The following is a 12,925-nucleotide window of genomic DNA, read 5'->3' as shown; positions in this document are numbered from 1 at the left end:
CCATGGCTTTCGAAGCAATGTTCCAGCCAATTCAAATTGGCAAACTGACCATCCGCAACCGCGTGCTCAGCACCGCGCACGCCGAGGTCTACGCGACCGACGGCGGCATGACCACCGAACGGTACGTCAAATATTACGAAGAGAAAGCCAAGGGCGGCATCGGCCTGGCGATCTGTGGCGGTTCGTCCGTGGTGGCGATCGACAGCCCGCAGCAATGGTGGAGTTCGGTGAACCTGTCCACCGACCGGATCATCCCGCACTTCCAGAATCTCGCCGACGCCATGCACAAGCATGGCGCCAAGATCATGATCCAGATTACCCACATGGGCCGTCGCTCCCGTTGGGACGGTTTCCACTGGCCGACCCTGATGTCGCCGTCGGGCATCCGCGAACCGGTGCACCGCGCTACCTGCAAGACCATCGAGCCGGAAGAAATCTGGCGGGTGATCGGCAACTACGCGCAAGCCGCGCGCCGCGCCAAGGCCGGTGGTCTGGACGGCGTCGAACTGTCGGCCGTGCATCAGCACATGATCGACCAGTTCTGGAGCCCGCGGGTCAACAAGCGTACCGACGAATGGGGCGGCACCTTCGAAGGCCGGATGAAGTTCGGTCTGGAAGTCCTGAAAGCCGTACGCGCCGAAGTCGGTGACGACTTCTGCGTCGGCATGCGCATCTGCGGTGACGAGTTCCACCCGGACGGTCTGTCCCACGAAGACATGAAGCAGATCGCCAAGTATTACGACGACACCGGCATGCTCGATTTCATCGGCGTCGTCGGCTCGGGTTGCGACACCCACAACACCCTGGCCAACGTGATTCCGAACATGAGTTACCCGCCGGAGCCGTTCCTGCACCTGGCGGCCGGGATCAAGGAAGTGGTCAAGGTTCCGGTGCTGCACGCGCAGAACATCAAGGACCCGAACCAGGCCACGCGGATTCTGGAGGGCGGTTACGTCGACATGGTCGGCATGACCCGCGCCCACATCGCTGACCCGCACCTGATCGCCAAGATCAAGATGGGCCAGATCGACCAGATCAAACAATGCGTCGGCGCCAACTACTGCATCGACCGTCAGTACCAGGGGCTGGACGTGCTGTGCATCCAGAACGCCGCGACTTCCCGCGAATACATGGGCGTGCCGCACATCATCGAAAAATCCACCGGGCCGAAACGCAAGGTGGTGATCGTCGGTGCGGGCCCGGCGGGGATGGAAGCGGCTCGCGTGGCGGCCGAACGTGGCCACGACGTGACCCTGTTCGAGAAGAAAGAATTCATCGGCGGGCAGATCACTACGGCTTCGAAAGCGCCGCAGCGCGACCAGATCGCCGGTATCACCCGCTGGTTCCAGCTGGAGCTGGCACGCCTGAAAGTCGACCTGCGCCTGGGCACTGCTGCCGATGCCGACACCATCATGGACCTGCGTCCGGACATCGTGGTGCTGGCGGTCGGCGGTCACCCGTACCTGGAACAGAACGAACACTGGGGCGCCGCCGAAGGGCTGGTGGTCAGCAGTTGGGACGTGCTCGACGGCAAGGTCGCGCCGGGCAAGAACGTGCTGGTCTACGACACCATCTGCGAGTTCACCGGGATGTCGGTGGCGGACTTCCTCGCCGACAAGGGCAGCCAGGTCGAGATCGTCACCGACGACATCAAGCCGGGCGTGGCCATCGGCGGTACGTCGTTCCCGACCTACTACCGCAGCATGTACCCGAAAGAAGTGATCATGACCGGCGACATGATGCTGGAGAAGGTCTACCGCGAAGGCGACAAGCTGGTCGCCGTGCTGGAGAACGAATACACCGGCGCCAAAGAGGAGCGGGTGGTGGATCAGGTGGTCGTCGAGAACGGCGTGCGCCCGGATGAAGAAATCTACTACGCCCTCAAGGACGGCTCGCGCAACAAGGGCCAGATCGATGTCGAGGCGCTGTTCGCGATCCAGCCGCAACCTTCGTTGAGCAGCACCGGCGACGGTTACCTGCTGTTCCGCATCGGTGACTGCGTGGCGCAGCGTAATACCCACGCTGCGATCTATGACGCCCTGCGCCTCTGCAAGGATTTCTAAAAGCTTGCACAAGACCCTGTGGGAGCGGGCTTGCCCGCGATAGCGGTGGGTCAGTCGATGAATATGTGACTGACAGAATGCATTCGCGGGCAAGTCGAATCGTCGCACCGCCGCCCCCACAGTGACCGAGTAAGGCATCTCGACCTGCAAGACCTGAGGTCTTTGGGAGCAACACCTATGTTGAACACCCTTCTTCCAATCCTGTTGTTCGCAGCCCTGGCCCTTGCGGTGCTGGGGGCGTTGCGGCGGGTGGCCATGTGGCGTCGGGGCCGGGCCTCGAAGGTCGATCTGATCGGCGGCCTGTTCGCCATGCCCAAGCGTTACATGGTCGATCTGCACCACGTGGTGGCGCGGGACAAATACATCGCCAACACCCACGTCGCCACGGCGGGCGGTGCGGTGGCGTCGATCGTGCTGGCGATTCTGGTGCACGGTTTCGGCCTGCATAACCGCATTCTTGGCTACGCATTGCTGCTGATGACGGCGGTGATGTTCGTCGGTGCGATCTTCGTTTATCGGCGTCGGCTCAATCCGCCGTCGCGGCTGTCGAAAGGCCCGTGGATGCGCCTGCCGAAAAGCCTGCTGGCGTTCTCGGCCTCGTTCTTCCTGGTGACCTTGCCGGTGGCCGGGATCCTGCCGGAGAACTTCGGCGGCTGGGTGCTGGCAGCGATTCTCGGGATCGGCGTGTTGTGGGGCGTGTCCGAGCTGTTCTTCGGCATGACCTGGGGCGGCCCGATGAAGCACGCCTTCGCCGGTGCCTTGCACCTGGCCTGGCACCGTCGCGCCGAACGCTTTGGCGGCGGCCGTTCGACCGGTTTGAAACCGCTGGACCTGAATGATCCGACCGCGCCACTGGGCGTGGAGAAACCCAAGGATTTCACCTGGAACCAGTTGCTCGGTTTCGATGCCTGCGTGCAGTGCGGCAAGTGCGAAGCAGCCTGCCCGGCGTTCGCTGCGGGTCAGCCGCTGAACCCGAAGAAGCTGATTCAGGACATGGTCGTCGGCCTCGCCGGCGGCACCGATGCCCAGTTCGCCGGCAGCCCCTATCCGGGCAAGCCTGTAGGAGAACACTCAGGCAATCCGCATCAACCGATCGTCAACGGTCTGGTCGATGCCGAAACCCTGTGGTCGTGCACCACCTGCCGCGCCTGTGTCGAGGAGTGCCCGATGATGATCGAGCACGTCGATGCCATCGTCGACATGCGCCGGCACCTCACCCTGGAAAAAGGCGCGACCCCGAACAAGGGCGCCGAAGTCCTGGAGAACCTGATTGCCACCGACAACCCTGGCGGTTTCGCCCCGGGCGGTCGGATGAACTGGGCGGCGGACCTGAACCTCAACTTGCTCAGCGAGAAGAAATCCACCGACGTGCTGTTCTGGGTCGGCGATGGCGCCTTCGACATGCGCAACCAGCGTACCTTGCGTGCCTTCGTCAAAGTGCTGAAGGCGGCCAAGGTCGACTTCGCGGTGCTCGGGCTGGAGGAACGCGACAGCGGCGACGTGGCCCGACGTCTGGGTGACGAAGCGACCTTCCAGTTGCTCGCCAAGCGCAACATCCAGACCCTGGCCAAGTACAGCTTCAACCGCATCGTCACCTGCGATCCGCACAGCTTCCATGTGCTGAAAAACGAGTACGGCGCGTTCGATGGCAACTACCTCGTGCAGCACCACAGCACTTACCTGGCGGAAATCATTCAGGCCGGCGCGCTGAACCTCGGTCAGCACAAAGGCAACAGCGTGACCTATCACGATCCGTGCTACCTCGGCCGCTACAACGGCGAGTACGAGGCGCCGCGCGAAGTGCTGCGCGCCCTCGGTATCGAGATCAAGGAAATGCAACGTTCCGGCTTCCGTTCGCGCTGCTGCGGCGGCGGTGGCGGGGCGCCGATCACCGATATTCCGGGCAAACAGCGGATCCCCGACATGCGCATGGAAGACATCCGCGAGACCGGCGCCGAGCTGGTGGCCGTGGGTTGTCCACAGTGCACGGCGATGCTCGAAGGCGTGGTCGAACCGCGTCCGCTGATCAAGGACATCGCCGAGCTGGTGGCCGACGCGCTGCTCGAAGACGCCGCGCCGAACAAGCCTGCCACCCCGGCCAAACGTGAACCTGCGGAGGCCCACTGATGAGCGACATTATCCGCCGCGACCCCCGCGCCGAATGGATTGCGCGCAACCGCCTGCACCCGCTGCACGCGGCCATGCAGCCGGCGCAACACAGCTGGATGGGCCCCAACGGGATCATCCGCAAGAACCTGCACGGCATCGGTTTCATCGGGCCGAACGGCATCAAGCGCATCGACCGCAGTGGCGCCCAGCAGGGCGGGGCGGTCAAACGTTCGGCAGCGGTTGAAGTGCAATTGCCGCTGCATCAGGTGCCGGCCCCGGCGTTCTACATCAGCGTGGTGCCGGACATGGTCGGCGGCCGCTTGAGCAGCCACGACCGCGACCTGCTTGGTCTGGCTCATCAACTGGCCGGCAGCGATGGTGCGGTGCTGGCGGTGGTGTTCGGCGAGCACAAGGAAAACGCTTTCGCCACGGCGGGTGTTGACCGCTTGCTGGTGCTTGAAGGCGAACAGTTCAGCGGTTATGCACCGGAACAACGCATCCAGGGCCTGCGGGCTGTGGATAACCAGTTCAACCCGCGTCACTGGCTGCTGCCGGACAGCCGCAGCGGGGGCGGCGAACTCGGTCGGCGCTTTGCCGCTGCACTGGGCGAGCGCCCGGCGACACGGGTGTGGCAGGTCAAGGATCAGGAGTGCATCGGCCGCGCCGGTGCGGGGTTGCAGGATCTCGCCCGCCCGGTGGCGCGGTTGATTCTGGCGTCCGCCGAATGTGCCGAACCCGTCAGCGAAACCCGTCACGAAGCGTTGCCGGTGGAGTTATCCACACCTGTGGCGCGCAGCCTGTCGCGGATCGAGGATCTGGGCGCCGTAGCGGTGGACCCGGCAGCGATCCCGATGGCCGAGGCCGAGTTCATCTTCTCCGGCGGCAACGGGGTCAAGGATTGGGCGCTTTTCCACAAGACCGCCGCCGCTCTCGGCGCCACCGAAGGCGCCTCGCGGGTGGCGGTGGACGACGGTTTCATGGCCCGCGACCGTCAGGTCGGCGCGTCCGGCACCTGGGTTACGGCGCGGGTTTACGTGGCCGTGGGGATTTCCGGGGCGATCCAGCACCTGCAGGGCATCGGTGCCTGCGACAAAGTGGTGGCGATCAACCTCGATCCGGGCTGCGACATGATCAAGCGTGCCGACCTGTCGGTGATCGGCGAGAGCGCGGAAATTCTTCAGGCCTTGATCGCGGCGGTAGAGGCTTACCGCAACGAAGCCAAGCGCGATGCGGCTTAAGGAACGGTTATGAGCACAAAGATCATCAGTCTGGTTTCAATCGGCGCCCACCCGACTTCCGGCCGCCCGCGCCGCGCCGATCAGGACGCACGCGCGGTGGAACTCGGCCTGCAACTGGCGGGGGACAACCTGCAAGTGCTGCACGCCGGCGATATCGCGGAACCGGCGCTGCGCGCCTATCTGGGCATGGGACTTGCGCAGATGCACGTGCTGGAACAACCGGCTGGCGCCGACGCGCTGCCGGCATTGACCGAGTATCTGCGAGATGCCGGTGCCCAGATGGTGTTGACCGGCAGCCAGGCGGAAACCGGCGAAGGTTCGGGGATGCTGCCGTTCCTGCTGGCTGAAGGGCTGGGCTGGCCGCTGGTGGTGGGGCTGGCGCAAGTCGAGTCGATCAACGACGGTTCTGCGCTGGTGCTGCAAGCGTTGCCCCGTGGGCAGCGGCGCCGGCTGAAGGTGCGCCTGCCGTTTCTGGCGACTGTGGATAACGCCGCGCCCAAGCCTCGGCAGAGTGCTTACGGCCCGGCGCGGCGTGGCGTTCTTCAGGCGAAAGACGTGGAAGTGGTGGACGACGAATTGCTTGCGGTGGCGACGCTGCAACCGGCCAAGCCACGGCCGAAACGGTTGAAGGTGATCAAGGCCAAGAGCGGGGCTGACCGGATGAAGGCGGCGACGGCCAAGGCCAGTGGGGGTGGGGGGCAGGTGCTCAAGGGCGTGACGGCGCAGGCTGGTGCGGAAGCCATTCTCAAGCTGCTGATCGAAGAAGGTGTTGTCCGCTAGAAGCCCCTCACCCTAGCCCTCCCGAAACGTCGGACCGCCCGGAGGGAGAGGGGACTGACCGGGGTGTATAGGCCATTTACATCGACCTGCGACTCCGGCGGTGACCTTGGTTTGCCAAGCATCAACCACTCTCTGACCTTGGTTCGAGCAAACCTAAGGTCACGATGAGCGTTCAGGTCGATGTACTTCGCGAAATCACCACCGTAGGCTCCCTCTCCCTTCGGGCGGTCCGACGTTTCGGGAGAGGGCTGGGGTGAGGGCAGCGGTCATAAGTCATCCAATTACTGGAAATTACACACAATCCCTGTTAACCACTCTGTGGATAACATGTTCGCCCCTCTCCGAACCCCATACCAATCAAGCCCTGCAGCCCTCAGATCAAAAAACAACCAGCCTAACTCGCGGTTTTTACGAGCTTTTTCCCCAGAACAACTTGCAGACTTGCCCCCAATCTCTGTTGGCGCTTCTGTGGATAAGATGTTCGCTATCCGCTAAGAGCCATATAAAACGTGGCTTACAAGGATTTGATCAAAAAACGTTCAATTCACCCTTTTTACCCACCAAACTCTACACAAGCCCAGATTTATCAACGCCTCCAGCGCTTTTCCACAGCACCCGCCAAGTTACCCCCGAACTCTGTTGGCGCTTCTGTGGATAAGGTGTTCGCCATCCTCTGTAAGCCACGTAATCCGTGATCTGCAAGGTTTTGATCAAAAAACACTCAATCGCTCAGGCAAACACTGCTTCTGAATAAGTCACGGTTTTTCTTCACAAAACCTCGATTATTTTTCTACTTCATCCACAGTTGTCCCCATTAGCTGTGGGTGGCTATGTGGATAACTTGTTCGCCAAACCCTGCCACCCCCGGCGGGCTTAGTCCAAAAGGCAATTGATCAGATTTCATACAGTTCTAAGAGGCTGCCTTGACTTCGATCCGGTGCCTGTCTTCACTGCAATGGCACAAGGACAGCCGTCACTTATCCACATCTGGTTCAGGGAGAACGCGTGATGGATACCCAGCCACACCGCCTGGCCCTCAATCCCTGCACGCCCCGCGCTCTGCCGGCACCTTCGCCGCGAAAGCGCACGTTGCGTCGTGCTGCCAATCAGCATGCCCGTCTGTAGCGCCTGATCCTGCCCCAAACCGTTGTACTGCCGTCGGGATTTCCGGAGGCCAGGTGCCCGTTCGCCCATTGATTGCAGGCAACCGCAGAGTTGCCCCATCTGCCTGAGAGAGGACTCCCCTCATGACACGGATCGCAACGCCCATCAGCGAAATCAAGGAACACTACGACGTGATCGTCATCGGCTCCGGATACGGCGGTGGCATCGCCGCGTCGCGCCTGTCCCGGGCCGGTAAAAAGGTCTGTCTGCTGGAACGCGGTCGGGAAATCCAGCCCGGCGAATACCCCAACACCATGATCGCCGCGACCGAGGAATTGCAGGTACACGATCCGGACGGCCACATCGGCTCACGCACCGGGCTGTTCGATCTGCACGTCAACGCGCAGCAGAACGTCGTGGTCGGTTGCGGCCTCGGCGGCACGTCGCTGATCAATGCCAATGTTTCCCTGGAGCCGACCGTTGATGTGTTCCAGGATCCGCGCTGGCCACTGGCGGTGCGCGAGGACCACGACGGCTTGCTCAAGGCGGGTTACGCCAAGGCCCGGGAGATGCTCAAACCCAATCCCTACCCGAGCACCGCGCCGAACCTGCCGAAACTCGATGCCAACAAAAAATCCGCGGACTTCCTCAAGCAAGGCGCGCACTTCTACAGGCCGCCGATCAACGTGACCTTCGACAAACTGCCCAACAACCTCAACCACGTCGGCGTCGAGCAACTGCCGTGCAACCACTGCGGCGACTGCGTTTCGGGCTGTAACAACAAGGCCAAGAACACCACGCTGATGAACTACCTGCCGGACGCCACTAACCACGGCGCGGAGATTTTCTGCCAGGCCCAGGTGCGGCATCTGGAGCGCGACGGCAACGGCTGGATCGTGCACTTCCAGTACCTGGACAGCGGCCGCGAGAAATTCGACGCACCGACCTTGTTCGTGAAGGCCGATATCGTCGTGGTGTCTGCCGGCACCCTCGGCTCCACTGAAATTCTGCTGCGTTCGCGGGACAAAGGCCTGGCGATGTCCGGCCAGCTCGGCGAGAACATGAGCGGCAACGGCGACATCCTCGGCTTCGGCCATAACTGCGAGCAGACCATCAACGGCATCGGTTTCGGCGCGCATTCGGCCAAGGAACTGCAACCGGTCGGCCCGTGCATCACCTCGATCATCGACATGCGCACCGAGGGTGACCGCAGCAGTCGCATGGTCATCGAGGAGGGTTCGATCCCCGGCGCGCTCGGCCGGCCGATGGTGCCGGCGATGGCCGGGTTCGCCGAGATGATCGGCAAGCCCACCGACGACACCTTCAGCGGCAAAGTGAAGTACAAGGAGCGCGAAGCCGAAAGCTTCCTGCGCGGCCCGTACCACGGCGCGCTGCATAACATGCAGACCTACCTGATCATGAGCCACGACAGCGGCCAGGGACGCATGGTCCTCGACAGCAAGGATCAACTGCGCATCGACTGGCCGGGCGTCGGCGAGCAGGAAAACTTCAAGATCGGCAACCAACGGCTGTACCAGAGCACCAAGGCCCTGGGCGGGATCTGGGTCGAGAATCCGATCTGGACCAAGCTGCTCAAGCACAGCATCGTCTCGGTGCATCCGCTGGGCGGTTGCGTGATGGGCGAAGACGCCGCGCAAGGCGTGGTCAACCACAAGGGCCAGGTGTTCAGTGGTGCGACCGGCACCGATGTCTACTCCAACCTCTACGTGACCGACGGCGCGGTGATCCCGACGTCACTGGCGGTCAATCCGCTGCTGACCATCTCCGCCGTGAGCGAGCGCAACATGGGCCTGCTGGCGGCCGACCGGGGCTGGACGATCGACTACACGCTGCCGTCGGCGCCGCGCAAACAGACCGCGCCGCCAACCCTCGGCGTGCAGTTCACCGAAACCATGAAAGGCTACTTCTCCCGCGCCTTCACCGCCGCACAAAGCACCGACCTGAAAGTTTATGAGGCGGCAGCCAAACGCGGCGAGGCGGACAACTCGCCGATCGACTTCACCCTGACCATCACCGCCAACGACCTCAACCGGATGATCAAGGAGCCCGAACACGCCGCGACCATCGTCGGCACGGTGATCGCCCCGGCGCTGTCGCCGGAACCGCTGACCGCGAGCAACGGTGTGTTCAACCTGTTCGAGCAATTCGAGCAACAGGTCGACACGCGCCACATGAAGTACGACATGAAGCTGACCGCCGAGGACGGCAACGACTACTTCTTCAGCGCCTTCAAGACCGTGCCGGAAGACAACGGCGTGCTGAATATCTGGCACGACACCAGCACCCTCTACGTGACCCTGTATCGCGGGCCGGACAAGACGGGCGAGGTGATCGGCTCCGGGGTGATGCACATCAAACCGACCGACTTCGCCAAGCAGATGACCACCATGAAAGTCCTCAATGCGCGCAACGAACGTGAGCGCATCGAAGGGCTGGCGCGGTTCGGCAAGTTCTTCGCCGGGATTCTCTGGGAGAGTTATGGCGGGGTGTTCGCCGGTGACAAATACTTCAACCCCGACGCGCCGCCACGGCTGAAACGGCCGCTGGATGCGCCGACGCCGGCCGTGCATTTCTTTTCCACTGAAGACGGCGTGCAGTTGCGCCTGACCCGCTATCAGGCCGGCAGCAAAGGGCCGGTGATGCTGGTGCATGGTTTGGGTGTGGGCTCCAATATCTTCTCGACCGATACGATCCAGACCAACCTGCTCGAGTTTCTGTGCAAGCACGACTATGACGTGTGGCTGCTGGATTTCCGCGTGAGCATCCTGCTGCCGGCGAGCAAGAAGGAATGGAACGGCGACCAGATCGCCCAGTACGACTTCAAGGCCGCCATCGGGCAGATCCAGCAGCAGACCGGCGCGAAAGACGTGCAGTGCGTGGTGCATTGCTACGGCGCGACCACGTTCTTCATGTCGTTGCTCGCCGGTTTGCAGGGCGTGCGTTCGGTGGTCTGCTCGCAGATTGCCGCCGACACGGTGGTCGCGACTGCTACTGGGTTGAAGGCCGGTCTGCACCTGCCGGGGATGCTCGATGCGATCGGCATCAAGTCGATGACCGCCTACGCCGACAGCAAGGAGAACTGGTTCAACCGACTCTACGACAAGGCGCTCAACGGCTACGCGCGGATCGAAGCCCAGGGCTATTGCACCAACCCGGTGTGCCACCGCATCACCTTCATGTACGCCTCGCTGTATCGCCACGACACCCTCAACGAGACCCTGCACGACAACCTGCACGAGCTGTTCGGCGAGTCGAACATCGAGACCTTCGAGCACCTGGCGCTGATCGTGCGCAAAGGGCATCTGGTGGATTTCAAAGGGCACGACGTGTACATGCCGCACTTTGATCGGCTGACCATGCCGATCTGCTTCATCAGCGGCGCCGACAACCAGTGTTATCTGCCGGAAAGCACGCTCAAGACTTACCAGCGGGTTTGCGAGAAGCATGGGCCGGAACGCTACAGCCGGCATGTGGTGCCGGGTTACGGCCACATCGATTGCATGTTCGGCAAGAACGCGGTGGTCGATGTGTATCCGATCATCCTTGAGCACCTGGAGAAAACGGCCCTCGGTTGATCTCAGACCGAGTCGTCCGCTTCGCGGGCAAGCCCGCTCCCACAGGGTTTTGTGCCAGACACAAAATCAGCAGACACCCCAGTCCAATGTGGGAGCGGGCTTGCTCGCGAAGGCGGTAGGTCAGGCAATACATCTCTCGGGTCTGCACAAGGAAATGGATGACATGGACAGCTACATCCGCTGGTTTCAACGCTTTATCTGGCTCGGCATTGCGATGAACATGGTGTTCGCGATCCCGGCGCTGTTCGCGCCGGGGTTGCTGACATCGGTGGTCGGCCTGCCGCCGCAACTCTCCGACCCGTGGCTGGAAAACGCCGGGATGCTGCTGGTGGGCATCAGCGTTTTCTACATGCCGTCGGGCTTCAACGCGCCGCGCTACGTGGTGCATTCCTGGCTGTGTGTGCTGACGCGATTGATCGCGGTGGCGTTCTGGATCTACCTGATCAACACCAGCAGCCAGGGCTCGGTGTTCGTGCCGATGCTGATGGGCGATCTGAGCTTTTTCCTGATCCTCGGCATCCTGCTGTACCTCGGCACCACCCCTGAAAACCGACCGCTGGCGCTGCTTTGTGACGGCTGGCGCGAATGGCGGGCGGCGTGGGCGCGGCAGTGGCAGAGTCACGCGTTCAAGGTCGGCACGCTGGTCAAGGTGGCGTTGCTGGCGTTCATCGGTTACCAGACCTGGTATCAGATGCTGCGCGTGGTGCCGGAGCAGGATTACGCCTCCGACGAGGACCATTACAAATACGCCGCGATTGGCCTGGGCATCGAAGCGCGGATTCCGTATTACCTGTTCTCCGTGCTGCCGCAGATGTGTCCGGAAAAACTGCCGAAACCCGGCGGCTGGGAAGTGTTCGGTTTCCTGTTCGAGAACGGCAAGGACCTGCCGATCGGCATGGCCAGGCGGCAGATCGGCTACCCGACCGTCGAGCCGAACTGCGCGCTGTGCCACACCGGTTCCTACCGGGCGAATGCCAGCGATGTCGCGGTGAATGTGCCGAGTGCACCGGCCAACACCTTGCAACTGCAAGCCTTTCAGTGGTTCGCCTACGATTGCGCCAGCGATCCGAAATTCACCACCGACGCGGTGATGGCGGCGATCAACAGCAAGTTCCAGCTCGGCTTTTTCGAGAAGCTCTACAACCGCTACCTGATCATCCCGATGGCCAAGACCGCGCTGCTCAAACAGAAGCAGGCCTACGCCTGGCAGAAGCTGCGGCCGCAACAGGGCCCGGGGCGCACCGACACGTTCAACCCGACGAAAATGGTGGTGTTCGGCTTCCCGGATGACTCGACCATCGGCACCGTCGACCTGCCGCAGGTGTGGAACCAGAAACCCCGGGAATCGATGTACCTGCACTGGGACGGCAATAACAACAAGATCCACGAGCGCAACTACGCCGCCGCGATGGCCGTGGGCGCGACGCCGCAATCGGTGCTGCCACCGAGCTTCAACCGCGTGACCAACTGGCTGCTCGGGCACAAGGCGCCGGCGTGGCCGTGGGCACTGGATCAGGCCAAGGTCGCCCAGGGCAAACCGATCTGGGAAACCAATTGCGCCGGTTGCCACGACTTCGGTCGCGTCGACACCGGGCAGGTCACCACCCACATCGACCAGCTCGGCACCGATCCCCACCGGCTGAACTCGTTCACCACCGGGCTGGTGGCGGCGTTCCACACCTTCAAGAAACCGCCGTTCGATTTCGGCGCCTACCGCAAGACCCAGAGCTACAGCAACACGCCCACCGACGGCATTTGGCTGCGCGCGCCGTACCTGCACAACGGCTCGGTGCCGACCCTGTGGGACTTGCTGCAACCGCCGGAAAAACGTCCACAGGTATTCATCACCGGTTCCGATGTCTACGACCCGGTCAACGTCGGCTTCGTGACCAGTGGCGCACAGGCCAAAGCCTCGGCGGATTTCACCTACGACACGCGTCTTGAGGGCAACCACAACAGCGGTCACCTGTACGGCACGACGCTGTCGGACGACGACAAGCGTGCGCTGATCGAATTCATGAAAACCCTGTGAACC

6 protein-coding genes are annotated in these 12,925 nt (G+C 62.4%); all 6 read left to right on the top strand.

Translation table 11 applies throughout. The features are described 5' to 3' along the window. Positions 1–2 precede the first annotated feature (2 nt). The 6 genes from dgcA to ACSPX5_RS21325 all read left to right on the top strand — a co-directional run bounded on the left by dgcA (position 3) and on the right by ACSPX5_RS21325 (position 12,922). Positions 3–2,063 (top strand): dimethylglycine demethylation protein DgcA, encoded by a 2,061-nt coding sequence (gene dgcA / locus ACSPX5_RS21350; protein ID WP_011336289.1) that lies wholly within the window; start codon positions 3–5, stop codon positions 2,061–2,063. 177 nt (positions 2,064–2,240) lie between these two features. Further along, positions 2,241–4,190, top strand: coding sequence for a dimethylglycine demethylation protein DgcB (gene dgcB, locus ACSPX5_RS21345; protein ID WP_439820212.1), 1,950 nt, complete (start codon positions 2,241–2,243; stop codon positions 4,188–4,190). After that, positions 4,190–5,410, top strand: a complete 1,221-nt coding sequence (gene etfA, locus ACSPX5_RS21340) for an electron transfer flavoprotein subunit alpha (protein WP_207863750.1) — start codon at positions 4,190–4,192, stop codon at positions 5,408–5,410. Before dgcB ends, etfA begins: the two co-directional genes overlap by 1 nt. 9 nt (positions 5,411–5,419) lie before the next feature. Then, on the top strand, positions 5,420–6,190 hold the full coding sequence (etfB, locus tag ACSPX5_RS21335) for an electron transfer flavoprotein subunit beta (RefSeq protein ID WP_169432226.1): 771 nt from the start codon (positions 5,420–5,422) through the stop codon (positions 6,188–6,190). A gap of 1,247 nt (positions 6,191–7,437) precedes the next feature. Beyond that, positions 7,438–10,890, top strand: a complete 3,453-nt coding sequence (locus ACSPX5_RS21330; protein ID WP_439820211.1) for an alpha/beta fold hydrolase — start codon at positions 7,438–7,440, stop codon at positions 10,888–10,890. 163 nt (positions 10,891–11,053) lie between these two features. Further along, positions 11,054–12,922, top strand: coding sequence for a hypothetical protein (locus ACSPX5_RS21325; protein ID WP_439820210.1), 1,869 nt, complete (start codon positions 11,054–11,056; stop codon positions 12,920–12,922). Positions 12,923–12,925: the final 3 nt, after the last annotated feature.

The sequence above is a fragment of the Pseudomonas sp. HLG18 genome, from assembly GCF_051903985.1.
In the GTDB taxonomy this organism is placed as follows: domain Bacteria; phylum Pseudomonadota; class Gammaproteobacteria; order Pseudomonadales; family Pseudomonadaceae; genus Aquipseudomonas; species Aquipseudomonas fluorescens_BT.
The sequence above is the reverse complement of the archived record's forward strand: the minus strand, read 5'-3'. Positions and strand labels throughout refer to the sequence as shown.